We start from the raw sequence: 16,285 nt of genomic DNA, 5'->3' as shown, positions 1-16,285 counted from the left end.
TTTTCCGGCACGCTTTTTTTATCCGCCGTCGATGTTATGGCGAGCGTCTGGTCATAACGAGCCGTGTTCTGCGGTGGTGACCGGCAACGGCCCGCGGAAAGTTCGCCGCCATTCGCTGGGGGCGACGCCAAATCGATGTTTGAAACGCTGACGAAAAGAGATAGGTGAGGTGAAGCCCACTTTTTCGGCCACGCTCTCAATACTGATATCGGTAGTTTCCAGCAGTTCCTGGCTGCGTTGCAGTCGCTCCGCCGTCAGCCAGTCGCCCAGCGTCATCCCGGTCGCCTTGAAAAAATGGCGCGTCAGCGTTCGCCGGCTCATACCAGCCGAACGCGCCAGTGAATCCAGATCGTGCGGCTGATGCAGGTTGCGCCGCAGCGACTCCAGCAGCGTATTGATTTTGCCGTCACGGGTATTCTCCGGTACCGGGCGCTCAATAAACTGCGCCTGCCCCCCTTCACGATACGGCGGCACCACCATTCTTCTGGCCACCCGATTAGCCACAGCGCTGCCGTAGTGCTGACGGATGATATCCAGACAGCAGTCGATGCCGGCGGCGGTTCCTGCCGAGGTAATCAGGCGATCGTCGCGGGTATAGAGCGCATTACTGTCGAGATGAACCTGCGGAAAGCGCTGGCTGAAGTCACGTTCAAATTCCCAGTGGGTCGCGGCACGATGCTGGTCGAGCAGACCAGCATAGGCCAGCACGTAGGTACCCAGACACAGCCCGACCACTTCAGCGCCGCGCTGCCAGGCAGCGGCCAGCTTATCGAGCAGCCGCTGATCGGGCTTTTCAGCCGGATTGTGCCAGTACGGCAGAATGATAATATCCGCCGTATCCAGCTGTTCAAGCCCATGTTCCACATTAATCGACAGGCCGATCTCCGACAGAACCGTGCCGGGCTTTTCGGCGCAGATTGTGACACGGAAAAGATCCGGCTGCGGCATCGCTGATCCAAACAGGATGCAGGGAACCGAAAAGTGGAACGGACTGAATCCAGCCGTCGCTACCACTGCAACATTCAACGCTGTCATCTCGCCCCCTTAATCGTCGGCTCCCCCAGCTGGCGAGCAGGAGAAAAGTGCTCTGATCCGGCGTGCCGGTCAGAACGTTATAGTTTCACCGTCCTGTGGGATAAGCACTTTATCGGTTATCCCCTGCTGATCGGTATAGGCCCGCAGCTCGGCACGGGTCAGCAGACAGTGGTTGATCGCTTCCATGTGCGACGCGACCAGCGTTGCTTCAGGCACGATCTCCAGCGTGTGCAGTGTATCCTCTTTTCCCATAATAATCGGGCCATAGAGATCGTTAGTCGCATTACCGATATTCAGCACCACTACGTCCGGCTGAAAACGTTGCAGGCTTCTTACATATGGCTTAACCCAGACAGTATCGCCCGCAACATAGAGCGTTTTTTCCGCCGGATGAGTAAACACCAGTCCGCAGGCATCGCCCAGCAGATCTGCCATGACTTTGTCGGCATACAGCGCGTTGCTGCCATGCTGGCCGTCAGTTTTATAGATCGTCAGGCCGTCGACAAACGCATTTTCTTCCTGCAGCACCTGAACGTTGAGGAAACCCTGAGAGCGAATCAGGTCAGCATCGCTGTGATTCTGGGTATAAATCATCATCGTCTTTGGCACCAGCTGCTGCGCGGCCTCGTCCCAGTGATCGGTATGGGTGTGGGTAAGGATAACCGCATCGACATCCAGCAGCTGCGAAATCGGCATCGGCAGTTCCACCATCGGATTTCTCAGGTGCGGACGGGCGTTGCCGACAAAGCCCGGCCAGGCTTCTTTTTCAGCCAGCATCGGGTCAATCAGGAATTTCTTGCCGGCATAGTGCAGCACCAGCGTGGCGTTACGGACTTGGGTCAATTTCATAATCAGGCTCCGGTCTGTGTTCAGTCGAGTGCAGCCAGCGTCGGCGACGTCATTGCTGCGATGGAGTGACTTTACCCGGTTGCGAACGCTGGCGTGACAGGCTCGATGGACAGTGATCGATGAAATCGGGCCAACCTGCTGGCTCAGCCAAATCCCTCGTCGCAATCGGCAAAATTCGCGCGCGTCGGAGATGACAGTGTCGTCATGTCGCAGCTAAGCTGGATGACACGAAGGCAAAACCGATCGGCTGACGCATTTGGATATCCGCGTCGGTGAGGTTCAGGCCGGGCAGCGAAACCTGACCGCTTTTCCGGCTCAATCTGATCCGCTGCAGGAGTGAATAATGGCTGAACAATGGAAACTGCACTGGCTGGAAGCGTCAGGCGATTTACAGGATTATCAAACGGAGATTACCCACCAGGCTGATGCGGCATGCCAGATCCTGTCAGCGGTTATGCCGCCACCGCGCCTCGATATTCTGGTTCAGTGCGCGCCAGCGGCGGTGATTCCGGAAACCGGTACCGGCGGCTACGCCTATAGTGCGACGCTGTTTGGTCTGACAATCGATCCGGCTAATCCTCAACTGGCGCAGACACTTAGCAGCGGTGCGCTGATGCGCACTATCCTGCACGAAGTACATCACTGTTTGCGCATGGCGGGTCCCGGATACGGCTGGACGCCAGGCGACGCGCTGGTAAGTGAAGGGCTGGCTGGACAGTTTGTTTGCTGGTTACTGGACTCACCACCCGAACGGTGGGAGCGGGCATCTGAACGGCAGTGGCTGCTGGACAATCCGGTCACGCTGGTGGCGTTGAATAACCCTCATTACGATCATGCTGCCTGGTTCTTTGGCAGCGGAACCTATCCCCGCTGGTACGGTTACACGCTGGGCTATCAGCTGGTAGCCGCGTGGCGCGATCAGCTTCCGGTCTTAACGCCGGAAAAATGGCTTAACGTGACGGCGGAAGAAGTGATCGCCGCCGGGCTCCACTGCGGGCTGGTAACCCGCTGAAAGCAAAAAAAATGCCGCAGAAATCTGCGGCATCGGTTTTCATAAGACGATTATCAGAAATCGGCTTTCAACACCACACGGTAATTAGCTTTACCGGCGCGCACGTGTTCCAGCGCTTTATTGATGTCTGACATCGGGAAGAACTCAACCTGCGGCGCAATATCAGCACGCGAAGCCAGCTTCAGTAACGAACGCAGCTGACCCGGCGAGCCGGTCGAAGAACCGGTTACCGCTTTGTCACCCATGATCAGGTCAAACGCACCCACCTGGAACGGCTTCATCACTGCACCGACGGTATGGAATTTACCTTTAGGTGCCAGCGCCGCGAAATACGGTTTCCAGTCCAGATCGACCGCGACAGTGCTGAGGATCAGATCGAAACGACCCGCCTGCTGTTTCAGCGCTTCAGCGTCACGGCTGTTAACCACTTCATCTGCGCCCATGTCCAGAATCGATTGTTTCTTGTCTGGCGTTGAGCTGAATGCCACCACTTCCGCACCCATTGCATGCAGAATTTTAATGGCGATGTGGCCGAGACCACCGATACCGATCACGCCAACCCGGCTGGTAGCGGTGATGTTGCTCATCAGCAGCGGTTTGAAGACGGTGATACCGCCACACAGCAGCGGACCGGCGGTGGTAACGTCCAGTTTCTCCGGCAGCGGGATCACCCATTGCCAGTCGGCACGCAGTTTCTCAGCAAAACCACCCTTGTTCATGATGGTCGGAATGCTGCCCTGCTGGCAGTTAACCTGCTCACCATTGATACAGGCGTCGCAGTGCTGACAGCTTTTCGCGGTCCAGCCAATGCCCACCCGCTGACCAATCGACAGGCCTTTGTTTTTTGCCGCGTCGCCCAGCGCAGAAACCCGTCCAATCACTTCATGTCCGGCAATAACGGGAAACTGTGAAATGCCCCACTCGTTGTCGATCATCGACAGGTCAGAGTGGCAGACGCCACAATACTCAACCTCTACTTCAACCTCTTCTGCTGCAAGTTCAGCAACATCATATTCATAAAGTTCAAGCGCCTGACCAGCCTGCATGGCTGCATAACTTTTAATTTTCATTGGTACCTCTGCGTGGTTAATCACCGTCAAGTGTAACAACTGCAGGCGCGGCTTGCCTGGCCGATACGCCTGCACCGCACTTTGTTGTCTTTTTTGCTGAAAAATCAGCCCTTAACCTGCCCGCCAGACAGAACCTGTAACACTTTTAGCTGCGCCACCGCATCCTGCATCGCATCCATACCCTGGGTTAATTCACGCAGGCTGCCGAGGTGTTTAGCAATATCGGCGCGCTCATGACGGGTCTGCTGATTCATGGTCGCCAGGGTGTCAGCGGCACTGATGCTGCGTGCGGCCATTTGGGTCGCGGTCTGCGCACTGTCACTGGCCACCAGCCGGATGCGTGCGATGGTGCTCACCGCCTCACTGATGTTACTGGCGGTAGCCTCAGCCTGCTCTTTGGAGGAGTGTGCCAGCCGACGCACTTCGCCAGCCACCACCGCAAAACCCCGGCCCGCTTCACCGGCACGGGCGGCTTCCACTGCCGCGTTCAGTGCCAGAATATTGGTCTGGAAAGCGATGTTACTGATGCCGTGGGTTATCTCGTTAATCCCGTGCGAAATTTTCTCCAGATCGTCCAGCCCGTCATCCAGCCGGCCCTGCGCCTGCTGGCTCTTGGTGGCGATGTCGCTGATGGCGCGAATGCTGTTTTCCGCCAGGCTCAGGGTTTCGCCCTGACTTTGGGTGGCGCGCTCTAATACCGGCAGTGCCTCCATCAGCGGCGTCAGCGCCTGCTGATAGCTGATCACCCGATCAAGCACCCCCGTCTGTACGCTGTTCAGCGCTTCCCAGCGACGTAATGCCCGTTGCGCATAGTGTGCCGCGTACCCGGCGTACTCCACCGGAAACTGACTCATCGCTTTCACCTCATGATTAAAGAACACCAGCGCCGACAGCGTCTGGTTGATCGGCACGCCAAGGATCTCGCCAAAGCTGGAGAAGCCCGCCGCCGGGATGCCTTTGAAAAAGTGGGCGTTGTGTAACTGACCGGCATTTCCGACGCGACGCAGAATACAGTCGTTCATCAGTATCGCCGCCGGTTTGCCGTGCTGACGGGCAAACGCCTGCCACTCCAGCTGCGTCGCCTGTTTGAAGTCCTTTTCCTGCATCAGGAACAGCCGGTCGCCAAACTCCAGATCGCAGAAAAACTGCACGCTGTCAGACTCAATTTTGGCCACCGAACGAATAAAGTATTCATCCCCGACCCTGACGCCAAAGGTCAGCCCCTGTAGCCGTTCTGTCAGCTGGGTCTGTTTGCAGTTCAGGTGGGTGCATAGCGCGGAAACCAGCAATTGCTGCTGGCCCTGACGGTTAAATACCGAACTGACGGTGCGCGCGATCGGATCGGCCTCGGCGATCAACCAGCTGTTGTCGAGTGGCGTAAAGTTCTGGCTTTTGAACGGGGCAAACGATTTTCCCGCTGCCATCTGGCAAAAAATAATTACCGCTTTGCCCTGTAGTATCTTGCCGCCAACCCCAATCCAGGTGCCGTCAAAGCTGATTTTACCGCCGGCCGATCCGCCTATCGCCAGACAGGGGAAACGTCCGCTGTTGTACCAGGCCTGCATCAGGAAACCTTCCGAGGCAGAAAGACCGTCGCAGTAGATCATCGCGAAGGTCCGATCGGCAGAGAGCGGCATCCGCAACTGCAACCGCTCCAGCTCCTGCTGTATCGCTGTGATCCGCTGGCTGGCGGTGTGGGTATCCTGCACGTGCAGGTCAATAATGTGCGTCTCATGCCGCGCAATCAGGCTGTCAGGCAACCAGAGCCAGCTTCCTTCCTGACCGGCACCGTCGCAATAGGTGCTCTGGCGGCCGCTGCTGCTTAGCGCGCCATTAGAGGAAAGCGTCAGGACCGTCAGGTCAGCGGACGTAAAGCGTTGCCAGGCCTGACTGGCCCGCTGAAAATCCGCTTCAGGCGGCACAAAAGTCATCAGCAGACCGCCTGCGCGCTGGCTTAATCCCGCCGCGCTGAGCGACGCCGGCAACGCACGACAATCAAAAGTGCCATTCGCAGGCTGGCTGCTACGCCCAAAACGGGCAGCAGGCAGGCGTTTTTTTATCGCCTTAATAATCGACATATTATTGTTTTCGCTGTGATAAGAATGATTTTGCGCTAAAGAAAGCGCTTTCTGGTGTGTTTAAAAGGAGGGCTAAAAGCAGGTCCGTACGCGTTCAGAACTCATGGCTGAGGGCCGGAATCATCATTGATCGGCACGCTCAACGCCTGTTCGTTATCGCCAATAGCGGGAAAAGCTTTAACAATTACTGTAGGTGGTGAAAACGATGAAAACAGCGCGTTTAAGCAGCATAAAATAAGCCGGGAAGCGATCCCGGCAACGTTACTGCTTACTCGTCGCGACTTTCATGCCAGTGCTGCTCACAGCGCTCCCGGGCCTCGGCCGGTAAGTCGCGCAGGTCAGGCAGACTGTCGCCGGCGCCATAGCCCATTGAGCCGGTCACTTCTTCCTGCTCATCCTGGGCAGCAAAGCTCAGTGTCTCATCCAGCGCCTGCCATTCGCCGTCCTGTTGACGATAAATCACCGCATGGGTCGGTGTCTGAGCATCAACGCCATAAATTTCATATTTTTGCTTCCGGGAGTCAGAACCAAACTCAAGCGTATCGATTAAGGTTGCATCAGTCATCGCGTTCTCCTTTTTCGTTGAGCTTATAAGGGTAGCCTGGGGATCGCAGGCTCGCTGCCGTTTCCCGCCCGGTGCGCGCTGATAATCAGCCTGAAAACAACATTTTCCCGGGGTTTTATTGGCATAAACGAAGCGGTCATCTATGCTTCGTGGTGTGACTAGCTAGTCCTTTTTATCTAATGGAACGTTGATAGGAGGTCTCTCTATGACACAACAGAAATACCGAGGTGGTGCTGGCAATTTTGCCAACGATCCGGGCCGTGCGAGCGAAGCTGGCAGTGCAGGAGGCAAAGTCAGTGGGGGCAATTTCAAAAACGATCATGAAAAAGCCAGGGAAGCCGGCCGGAAAGGGGGCAGGATCAGTCGGCGTCCTGCCAGTAATTCTGAATAAGGCGCCTTAGGACGTTTTACGCCATGGAATGGCATCTCATCTTAAGCGGCGGACAGCCCGTTCCCCGATTTTATTGCGAAAACCCGCCGTGCCGTGCCGGTAAACCGGTTCATCACGCCTGTGGGTAAAAATCAGCACGTCTGTGGGCGAGCCGGCAGACGTGCCTGTGGTTATTTCGCCGCGCGATGTCGGGTGAGGTAGTGCTTCACCAGCACGAAGAACAGCGGCACAAAGAACAGCGCCAGCACCGTGCCAGCCAGCGTTCCGCCGATGATGCCGGTACCGATGGCGATACGGCTGTTGGCACCCGCCCCCGTCGCCACCGCCAGCGGGATCACCCCGGCGATAAACGCCAGTGAGGTCATCATGATCGGCCGTAAACGGGTCCGCGCCGCCTGCAGTGCCGCCGCGCTCAGCGAGCTGCCCTGACGCACCGCCTCCTCGGCGAACTCAATAATCAGGATGGCGTTTTTAGAGGTCAGGCCGACGGTGGTAAGCAGCGCGACCTGGAAATAGATGTCGTTGCTTAATCCGCGTAACGCAACCGCTACTACCGTCCCCAGCACGCCGAGCGGTACCGCCAGCAGCACCGAAAACGGCACTGACCAGCTCTCATACAGCGCCGCCAGACAGAGGAACACCACCAGAATAGAGATCGCATACAGCGTGGTGGACTGCCCGCCTGCCTGCTTCTCCTGCAGTGACAGTCCACTCCACGCGCCGGTCGTCCCGGCCGGAAGCTGATCGGCCAGCCGTTCAATGGTGTTCATCGCATCGCCGGAACTGTAGCCTTCCGCATTCTGCCCCTGGATTTCATAGGAAGCAGAACCGTTATAGCGATTAAGGCTTTCCGGCCCCATAGTCCAGCGGGTTGAGGCGAAGGCAGAGAACGGCGTCATGCTGCCTTCACTGTTGCGAATAAACCATTTATCCAGATCGGACGGTGCCGAGCGGTACTGGCCGTCGCCCTGCACGTACACCCGTTTGACGCGGCCGCGATCGATAAAGTCATTGATATAGGCCCCGCCCCAGGCGCTGGTCAGGGTATCGGTAACGTCATCCAGCTGCAGCCCGAGCGCGACCGCCTTATTAGTATCAATATCAACCTGCAACTGCGGCGTCTGCGGCAGAATATTGGCCCGTACGCCGATCAGTTCCGGGCTTTGCGCCGCGTTTTGCAGCAGCCGATCGCGCAGTTTGCCCAGCTCATCGCGGGTGGTGCCGCCACTGGCCAGCAGTTCATAGGTAAAGCCATTATTCTGTCCGAGGCCCGGCACCGACGGCGGCGTCAGGGCAAATATCTGGGCATCACGAATAGCGGAAAGCGCATACGTCGCGCGGCCGGCAATCGCCTCTGCCGAGTTTTCCTTACCGGGACGCTGATCCCAGTTTTTCAGCTTGATAAACGCCATGCCGGCATTCTGCGCTGCGCCGCTGAAGTTAAAGCCGTTGATGGTAAACACCACGTCGATGTTCTCTTTCTCTTCAGTAAGAAACCAGTCGACGATCTGCTTATTGACCGCTTCCGTCCGACTGGCAGTGGCGCCCGCTGGCAGCGTTGCCTGCAGCATAATGCTGCCCTGATCCTCGGTTGGCAGAAAGCTGCCTGGTAAGCGGGTAAACATCACAAACAGCACCACGCCCATCGCGGCATACAGCGACACCATAATCAGCGGACGACGCAGAGTGCTGACAACCTTGTGACGATACTGGCGCTCGGTGGCGGCGTAGAAGCGATTAAATCCGCCAAAGAATCCTTTGCGATGCGGCGTGCCGGGGCGGAGCAACATGCCGCACAGCGCCGGCGTCAGGGTCAGCGCTACCAGCACCGAGAAGGTCATCGCCGCGATGATGGTGACTGAGAATTGCCGATAGATCACCCCGGTCGAGCCAGCGAAAAAGGCCATCGGCAGAAACACCGCCGACAACACCAGCGCGATAGCAATCAGCGCACCGGAAATCTCTTTCATCGATTTTTCCGTGGCCTCGCGGGCCGGCAAGCCTTCGTCATGCATGATGCGTTCGACGTTTTCGACCACCACAATCGCGTCATCCACCAGCAGCCCGATCGCCAGCACCATGGCAAACAGGGTCAGGGTGTTGATGGTATAACCGCAAAGTGCCAGCACGCCAAAGGTCCCGAGCAGCACCACCGGCACCGCCAGCGCCGGGATCAGCGTGGCGCGGATGTTTTGCAGGAACAGGTACATCACCACCACCACCAGCGCTATCGCTTCGATCAGGGTGATCACCACATCCTCCACCGAGATTTTGATGAAGTCGGTGCTGTCCAGCGCATACGCCACCTCGTAACCTTGCGGCATCGAGTGGCGATACTCTTCCACTTTGTTTTTCACCAGAGTGGCGGTATCCAGCGCGTTGGCGCCTGGGGCAAGCATCACCCCGATACCGGCCGCCGGATGACCATTAAGCCGGGTGGTCATGTCATAAGATTCACCACCCAGCTCGACCCGCGCCACATCACCGACCCGCACAATGGCGCCGCGGGTATCGCTTTTAACGATGATGTTGCGGAACTGTTCCGGCGTCTGCAGCCGCGACTGGGCCCTGACCGTGGCGGTGAGCTGCTGATTCTGCGGCGAGGGCAGCCCGCCAATTTTACCGGCGGAGACCTGAATGTTCTGCGAACGAATCGCTGCCGTCACGTCGGAAGGCTGCAGTGCGTAGGCGTTGAGTTTGAACGGATCGAGCCAGATACGCATCGCGTATTGCCCGCCGAATACCTGGATATCCCCGACGCCTTCGATCCTTGCCAGCGGCTCCTGCATGTTACTCACCAGCCAGTCACCGATGTCGGTGCTGTTACTTTTGCCGGTGGTGTCATACAGCCCCATCACCAGCAAAAAGTTGGACTGGGACTTGGTCACGGTAACGCCGAGCTGCTGCACCTCGCTCGGCAGACGGGTCAGCGCCTGCTGCACCTTGTTCTGCACCTGCACCTGGGCCGTGTCGGGATCGGTTCCCTGACTGAACGTCACCGTAACCGTCACATTGCCCTGCGAACTGCTGCTGGAGGTGAAGTAGAGCAGATGATCCAGCCCGGTCAGCTGCTGCTCAATCACCTGGGTGACGCTGTTTTCCAGTGTCTCAGCGGAGGCGCCGGTATAGGTGGCACTGATATTCACTGACGGCGGTGCCACATCTGGATATTGCTCAACCGGCAACAAGGTGATGGAGAGCGCGCCAAGCAGCATGATTAAAATGGCAACGACCCATGCGAAGACGGGGCGATAAATAAAAAAACGAGAAAACATCAGCGGGGTCTCTTCCTTTTAGGGCGGGCGCAAAGCCTGCATTCCTGCAGGTTGTGTAACAGCGGTGCAGCGCTGATTATAGTTTGTAACCTTCCCGCTAAACATCCTGACGCTATCATTTGTTAATCCAGCGCAAATCCAGCCGGTTCCGGCAGGCTGTTGCAGCGTGACGCAATAATCCGCCGCCACGGTAAAATCGTTTCAGTCTGAAACCCTGTGGAACGGATTAAGCAAAATAGCGAGGCCTGGCTATCCTGAAAATAAAGGAAATTAAACAGGAGAGAATGATGAAATTTTTCTACTTCGTTTCGCTTATTGCTTCAGCGCTCTATTTATTGGCATTCCTGCCTAAACTCAGAACCAAACGCGAGCCTATTGCCTATTGGGGATGTTGGGCTTACCTCGGTGCTAACGCCATATTCTGGGCGATTTACGGTATCCGGCACTACATCTGATCCAGCGGTCTAAGCAAAGCGGCAAATAGGCTAATCAGCTTAGCTAGCTGACTGATCACGCTGAAAAAGCAAGCCGGATTTTTTCAATTATCCGGCGCATTGCCGCTTCACGCTGCTTTCTATCCCGCCTGCTTGCCGGTCCGGCTGAGTGAGCCCGCCTGGGAACGTGGCGGGACAGCGGCAGGCGAGGCATTTACCGCGGCCTTAATCTGCTGGTCATAATAACTCTCTAACACTCTGAAGGTCTCCTGCGCTTTAATCTGATAGAGCGCGTCGGAGGGATGAATACAATCCGGCGACATCAGCGTTTGCCAGTTTTTAATTTGCTGAATGCGCTGATACTGAGAAACCAGCGGCACATTTTCGTCCCGCGTCAGGCGGTCGATTTGCGCAACATAAGGCGCAACGTTCCACTTTTCCGCCCGGCCGCACAATGGATGAGGCTCCTGAACAATCACCGCTTTCCCGTACTGCTGCGCCACGCGGATCAGCTCAGACATGATCGCCCGATATTGCAACGGACTGACGATATAGTCAGATTCAGTATCTTTGAAGTGATAGTGGCGGGCGTCATTGGTGGCGAAGTTGAGCAGGATAAGATCTGCCGGCGAGGCGGCCATCTCTTCACGCCAGGTTTTGTTATTGCGGTAAAAATTGCGCCCGTTCAGCAGATCCTTCGACTGCGCCGACAGCGCACCTTTATTGATAATCTCTACCTCAGTGCCATATCTGGCCTTCAGCATCTGGTTTAACTGTGCAATTTCATTATTGGGTGTGAGGGTCGCCCGCAATTTACCGTCTTTTCTGACTGCCATCGCGCCTTTGGTGCTGGAACCGCCATAGGCTTCAATAATAAATTTATCCTCCTGCTGACTGGCAAGCGCAACGCCCGCAGATAAACAGAACGCGATGAAAACAAGCAGATGACAAAAAATATTCTTCATTGAGCATAACTCTGGCAGGGCGAATTGAAAAAGATTATCAGCCAGAGTTCACCCGCTGCAAAATTATTTTGCCGTGTCGCCGCTGCGTTATGCGGGTTAAATCGGTATTGCGCAGAAAAAATCGCCAATAAGCGAAACCCGTGGCGCTTATTGATTATCTCTTCCGATGTCCGCCCGCGAAAAAAAAGCCGATTCGGCGACGAATAAACATCAGTAAAACGCTTACTCACTGCACATTTTTTAACCCTATGTTAAGCGAGGCTTTACCCGGTTCGCGGTTTAACCCGCATCCGGTTGCCCGTCCCGCAAGGGCTGCGCCAGAATGGGCGATTAAAAGCAGCAGCAGTGCGTGCTATTCTGATAAAAAAGTGACGCTAAAAAACGGCCAGGCCGGTTTATCATAATTTAACGATCAACAAAAAGGGCATACTGGCGGAATTCTGAAAAGTGTGGCGAAATATGTTAATTAACCTTCAGAGTGATATTCTGCCGCTGTCACTTCATACACTATCGCTTCGTCATTTATTAAGGTAATAAAAATGACTACACCCGCTTTTTTATCGAGCCGGAATATCGGCCTCGATTTTCTGCGTGCTATCCTTATTCTGGAAGGTGTTTTATATCATGCCGCCCGCAGCCTGCCTGGTGGCAATAGCTGGTATTACGTCGCGGATAAAAACCCGTCGCTGATTTTTAGTTCACTGATTGAATTCATCCATACTTTCCGGATGGAGGCGTTTTTCTTTCTCTCCGGCATGTTCTCCGCCATGGTTTTTTTACGCAAAGGCCAGTCCTTTTTCTTTGAGAACCGTCGCAAACGCGTGCTGGTGCCGCTGCTTGCTGCCTTTGCTTTCATTCCCGGCATCATGTACTGGCTGAGCTCGACGATAAAAGGGGTCGATACTTCGGCCAGTGGACTGCTGGCAGCCTACATGCAGTTGCACCATCTGTGGTTCCTGGTCTCGCTGTCGGCCATCTCCTTTTTTGTGCCCGCCCGCCTGTACCAGACGCTGGCGACATTTGCCCGCCGCCTGCCCTTTCCGCTGTGGCTGGCAGCCCTGATAATCGCCGCCAATAGTCTGTTTGTGGTGAAGTTCGCAGTTAAAGATCTGGGCGAGCTGATCACCTTAATTCCAGTGACCGCACGTTTCTGCGTTTATTACGCAGCCGGCTATGCGCTTTATCTTAATCGTGATGCGATTCCGCAATTAGCGAAACATCCACTGCTGAATACCGCCTTTGTCACGCTGCTGGCGATAATCTGTTATAGCGCTTTCTTCCTGACGATGAAATTTAATCTGCAGGGGGTAGCGAAATATATTCCGGTACTGCTCAGCAGCGTCTTCTCGGTGATCTTCTCTTATTGGGTGATCTTCTTTTTTGAAAAGCTACGGATGAAAGAAAGCCGCATCGTGAACACGGTGGTTGATTCTGCGCTGGTGGTTTATATTCTTCACTACCCTATCGCGATTGGCTTTGCCTGGCTGCTGGACGATTACCTGCCGGATAATTATCCGGTCAGCTATGTGCTGATAGTTACGGCAATTGCTTCAGGATTGAGTGCATTGTGCTATATGCTCATCAAGCGTAATAGTTTCCTGTCGACACTTTTTGGCCTGAAAGCGAAGCCGGCGAAAGCGCTGGTTTCGGTAAGCTGAAATCGTGCTGTTGCTGCGAGCCGATAATAGCGTAGCGATAACCGCGTAAATACGTTTCGCTCCCTCGCTGCGTTTATTTCTCTGCTGGCGCAATTCTGCGCCAGCTTTATTGATCCGCAAACAACACCTCAGCAATCGACATCGTGATACCAGAAACATTTTGAGAAAAAATTTCAGTAAATAATGCGCTGAATCCACCCTGGGTTGGTTATTTGTGTACCAGACTTACAAAAATAACAATACAGACCATGTGGAGCATTATGAAAGAGCAAAATCGCACAACCGGGATTGCCCCTTATGGTGGCGCTGCAGGCGGCTGGGGCGCACTGAAAGCGGTTGCCGATGCCATTCGCGGTCAGATGTCAGTCAAACAGGATGTGATTGCCCTGTTCAAAGTGAACCAGCCACAGGGCTTTGACTGCCCGGGATGCGCCTGGCCCGACCCTCAGCATGCCTCTTCGTTTGAATTTTGTGAAAACGGCGCGAAAGCGGTGTCGTGGGAAGCGACCAGCAAACGCACCACGCCGGCGTTCTTTGCCGCGCATACGGTCACTGAATTATGGCAGCGCAGCGCATTGCACCTTGAAGGCGAAGGGCGACTGACGCACCCGATGAAGTATGATGCGGCCACCGACACCTACCAGCCAATCGAGTGGGAGACTGCGTTTAAAGAGATCGGCGAACATCTGCGCAGTTATGACGATCCCGACAGCGTAGAGTTTTACACCTCGGGCCGCGCCTCCAACGAAGCGGCTTTTCTGTGGCAGCTATTCGCCCGCGAATATGGCACCAATAATTTTCCCGACTGTTCCAACATGTGCCACGAACCGACCAGCGTCGGGTTGCCGGAATCGATCGGCGTCGGCAAAGGCACGGTAGAGCTGGAAGATTTTGACCATTGCGATCTGGTGTTATGCATCGGTCATAACCCTGGCACTAACCATCCCCGCATGCTGGGTACCTTACGTGAAGTCTCTAAACGCGGCGCGACCATCGTTGCGATCAACCCGCTGCGGGAACGTGGCCTCGAGCGCTTTACCTCGCCCCAGAGTCCGATTGAAATGCTCTCCCTCAGCTCGACCGAGCTGGCATCGACCTATTACAAAGTGCGGGTCGGCGGCGATGCAGCGATGCTGAAAGGCGTCATGAAGATCCTGCTGTCGATGCATCAGGAGGCGCTGAGTAAAGGCGAGCCCGGCGTCATCGATGAAGCCTTTATTAATGAACATACCGAAGGGTTCGAGGCGCTGAAGGCCGATCTGGAGAGCACCGACTGGCAGCACATCCTGAAGGTGTCGGGCATGGCACGTGAAGAGATCCAGCACATCGCCCGACTCTATGCCAGCGCTGAGCGGACCATCATCTGTTATGGCATGGGCATTACCCAGCATCAATATGGCACCCAGAATGTGCAGCAGATTGCCAACCTGCTGCTGCTACGCGGCAACATCGGTAAACCCGGTGCCGGCATCTGTCCGCTGCGGGGCCACTCTAATGTGCAGGGCGACCGCACCGTGGGTATCACCGAGATCCCGCCGCAGTCGCTGCTCGACAGTCTGGAACGCGTTTTTGGCTTCCGTCCGCCGCAGAAACACGGCCACGGCGCTATTCAGGCGATACAGGCGATGCGTGATGGCAAAGCCAAAGCGCTGCTCTGTCTGGGCGGTAACCTGGCGGAGGCCATTTCCGATCCTCAGGTGACCTTCCCGGCGATGCGTAAGCTGGATCTGGTGGTACATATGGCCACCAAGCTCAACCGCTCGCACCTGCTGCTGGGCAAACATAACTACCTGCTGCCGGTTCTTGGCCGCACCGAAACCGATGTTCAGGCTACCGGCGCGCAAAGCGTGACGGTGGAAGATTCCATGTCGATGGTGCATGCCTCGCGCGGCTCGCTGGAGCCGGCTTCACCGCACCTGAAATCTGAACCGGCGCTGGTGGCCGCGCTGGCTCAGGCCACGCTGCCGGACAGCGTGGTTGACTGGCGCGCCATGGCGGCCGATTACAACCGCATCCGTGATGCGATTGAAGCCGTCTTCCCGGCGTTTGAAAACTTCAATGAGCGGGTGAAAAAACCGGGCGGCTTCCGGCTCTATAATGCCGCTTCTGAGCGCGTGTGGAATACGCCATCCGGTCGGGCGCAATTCAAGGTGATGCAGGGGATTAATGAAGATCCGCGTTCGCTGAAGTGCCATGATCTGGTGCTGACTACGCTACGCAGCCACGACCAGTACAACACCACGTTATACGGCCTCAACGACCGCTATCGTGGCGTCACCGGTCGCCGCGACGTGCTGTTTATCAATGCCGAAGAGGCGGAGAAACGTCAGCTGCGCGTCGGCGATCGGGTCGATTTAATGGCGCTCGATCCGGACGGTAATCCGACCTCACGCCAGATGAAAAACCTGACGATTGTAATCATCGACATGGCTCCCGGTTCGGTCGGCGCTTACTATCCCGAGGCTAACGTGATGGTGCCGCTCGACAGCCATGATACGCAGAGCGGTATTCCTGCCTATAAAAGTATCCCGGTAACCATGACCAGGGTAACCGACGAGACGACAACCACCTCAGGCATACTGCGTTAACGCTGTGGATTGAGGCCGCGCCGTCACTGCAAAGGTTGCCTGAGACTCAGGCAACCTTTTTTATGAGCATAATTTCACCGTCTCCCTGCCGGGGGTACAACACGATCAGCAGGCTAAGATATAAGTTTCACTAACCTTATGCGTAACATTTTATTTCATCTGCAACGCTTGCTGCTTCTTCAACCGATGTTAAACGTACGCCTGACATTTAGGCATTCCGTGCCTTTTTCCCGCTGGCTGGCCGGCTGAAATTATACCCTGAATCAACATGTACCATTCTTCCGACGCTTCGGAAATGTATCAACCGGGCTTACTGGTTTGCTCCACCGCCGATCGCGTTACAAGTTTGTTAAACGCCGTCTTTC

Annotated in this window: 11 protein-coding genes; 4 read left to right on the top strand and 7 right to left on the bottom strand. The window is 55.7% G+C overall.

Annotated features, from left to right (window positions below; all coding sequences use genetic code 11):
- Positions 1 to 51: 51 nt before the first annotated feature.
- Both ACLIBF_RS22580 and ACLIBF_RS22575 read right to left on the bottom strand, forming a co-directional pair.
- On the bottom strand, positions 52 to 1,035 hold the full coding sequence (locus tag ACLIBF_RS22580; RefSeq protein ID WP_279810223.1) for a GlxA family transcriptional regulator: 984 nt from the start codon (positions 1,033 to 1,035) through the stop codon (positions 52 to 54).
- A gap of 69 nt (positions 1,036 to 1,104) precedes the next feature.
- Complete coding sequence (locus tag ACLIBF_RS22575) at positions 1,105 to 1,884, bottom strand: MBL fold metallo-hydrolase (protein ID WP_069729899.1); 780 nt, start codon at positions 1,882 to 1,884, stop codon at positions 1,105 to 1,107.
- Positions 1,885 to 2,227: 343 nt separating this feature from the next.
- Between ACLIBF_RS22575 and ACLIBF_RS22570 the strand changes: the two genes are divergently transcribed.
- On the top strand, positions 2,228 to 2,896 hold the full coding sequence (locus ACLIBF_RS22570; protein ID WP_159224147.1) for a DUF2268 domain-containing putative Zn-dependent protease: 669 nt from the start codon (positions 2,228 to 2,230) through the stop codon (positions 2,894 to 2,896).
- 53 nt (positions 2,897 to 2,949) lie between these two features.
- Here the strand turns inward: ACLIBF_RS22570 and ahr are convergent, their stop codons facing one another.
- The 3 genes from ahr to ACLIBF_RS22555 form a co-directional block, all read right to left on the bottom strand.
- A complete protein-coding gene (gene ahr, locus ACLIBF_RS22565; protein WP_031378088.1) occupies positions 2,950 to 3,966 on the bottom strand; it encodes an NADPH-dependent aldehyde reductase Ahr in 1,017 nt (338 codons plus the stop codon).
- A gap of 104 nt (positions 3,967 to 4,070) precedes the next feature.
- Positions 4,071 to 6,044, bottom strand: coding sequence for a methyl-accepting chemotaxis protein (locus ACLIBF_RS22560; RefSeq protein ID WP_448310730.1), 1,974 nt, complete (start codon positions 6,042 to 6,044; stop codon positions 4,071 to 4,073).
- A 268-nt stretch (positions 6,045 to 6,312) separates the two neighbouring features.
- Entirely contained in the window at positions 6,313 to 6,609 is a 297-nt protein-coding gene (locus tag ACLIBF_RS22555) for a hypothetical protein (protein ID WP_069729896.1), read from the bottom strand.
- 205 nt (positions 6,610 to 6,814) lie between these two features.
- On the opposite strand from ACLIBF_RS22555, the gene ACLIBF_RS22550 reads away from it, so the two are divergent.
- Positions 6,815 to 7,000 (top strand): con-10 family general stress protein, encoded by a 186-nt coding sequence (locus ACLIBF_RS22550; RefSeq protein ID WP_072051034.1) that lies wholly within the window; start codon positions 6,815 to 6,817, stop codon positions 6,998 to 7,000.
- Between the two features lie 170 nt (positions 7,001 to 7,170).
- On the opposite strand, the gene ACLIBF_RS22545 is transcribed toward ACLIBF_RS22550, so the two are convergent.
- Together ACLIBF_RS22545 and ACLIBF_RS22540 are read right to left on the bottom strand one after the other, a co-directional pair.
- Complete coding sequence (locus ACLIBF_RS22545; RefSeq protein ID WP_279810226.1) at positions 7,171 to 10,275, bottom strand: efflux RND transporter permease subunit; 3,105 nt, start codon at positions 10,273 to 10,275, stop codon at positions 7,171 to 7,173.
- A 574-nt stretch (positions 10,276 to 10,849) separates the two neighbouring features.
- Positions 10,850 to 11,674: an SGNH/GDSL hydrolase family protein gene (locus ACLIBF_RS22540; RefSeq protein WP_279810227.1), complete on the bottom strand. Its 825-nt coding sequence runs from the start codon at positions 11,672 to 11,674 to the stop codon at positions 10,850 to 10,852.
- Between the two features lie 539 nt (positions 11,675 to 12,213).
- Here ACLIBF_RS22540 and ACLIBF_RS22535 point away from each other — a divergent pair.
- Positions 12,214 to 13,332 (top strand): acyltransferase family protein, encoded by a 1,119-nt coding sequence (locus tag ACLIBF_RS22535; RefSeq protein WP_279810228.1) that lies wholly within the window; start codon positions 12,214 to 12,216, stop codon positions 13,330 to 13,332.
- Positions 13,333 to 13,592: 260 nt separating this feature from the next.
- On the top strand, positions 13,593 to 15,920 hold the full coding sequence (locus ACLIBF_RS22530; RefSeq protein WP_069729892.1) for an FdhF/YdeP family oxidoreductase: 2,328 nt from the start codon (positions 13,593 to 13,595) through the stop codon (positions 15,918 to 15,920).
- Positions 15,921 to 16,285: the final 365 nt, after the last annotated feature.

Source organism: Pantoea sp. PGP6, from assembly GCF_053474785.1.
This window is presented reverse-complemented; position numbering and strand designations above follow the sequence as displayed.

Coding starts and splice junctions, on each gene's coding strand:
- ACLIBF_RS22580 (WP_279810223.1), bottom strand. CDS start 1,035: ATGACAGCGTTGAATGTTGCAGTGGTAGCGACGGCTGGATTCAGTCCG.
- ACLIBF_RS22575 (WP_069729899.1), bottom strand. CDS start 1,884: ATGAAATTGACCCAAGTCCGTAACGCCACGCTGGTGCTGCACTATGCC.
- ACLIBF_RS22570 (WP_159224147.1), top strand. CDS start 2,228: ATGGCTGAACAATGGAAACTGCACTGGCTGGAAGCGTCAGGCGATTTA.
- ahr (WP_031378088.1), bottom strand. CDS start 3,966: ATGAAAATTAAAAGTTATGCAGCCATGCAGGCTGGTCAGGCGCTTGAA.
- ACLIBF_RS22560 (WP_448310730.1), bottom strand. CDS start 6,044: ATGTCGATTATTAAGGCGATAAAAAAACGCCTGCCTGCTGCCCGTTTT.
- ACLIBF_RS22555 (WP_069729896.1), bottom strand. CDS start 6,609: ATGACTGATGCAACCTTAATCGATACGCTTGAGTTTGGTTCTGACTCC.
- ACLIBF_RS22550 (WP_072051034.1), top strand. CDS start 6,815: ATGACACAACAGAAATACCGAGGTGGTGCTGGCAATTTTGCCAACGAT.
- ACLIBF_RS22545 (WP_279810226.1), bottom strand. CDS start 10,275: ATGTTTTCTCGTTTTTTTATTTATCGCCCCGTCTTCGCATGGGTCGTT.
- ACLIBF_RS22540 (WP_279810227.1), bottom strand. CDS start 11,674: ATGAAGAATATTTTTTGTCATCTGCTTGTTTTCATCGCGTTCTGTTTA.
- ACLIBF_RS22535 (WP_279810228.1), top strand. CDS start 12,214: ATGACTACACCCGCTTTTTTATCGAGCCGGAATATCGGCCTCGATTTT.
- ACLIBF_RS22530 (WP_069729892.1), top strand. CDS start 13,593: ATGAAAGAGCAAAATCGCACAACCGGGATTGCCCCTTATGGTGGCGCT.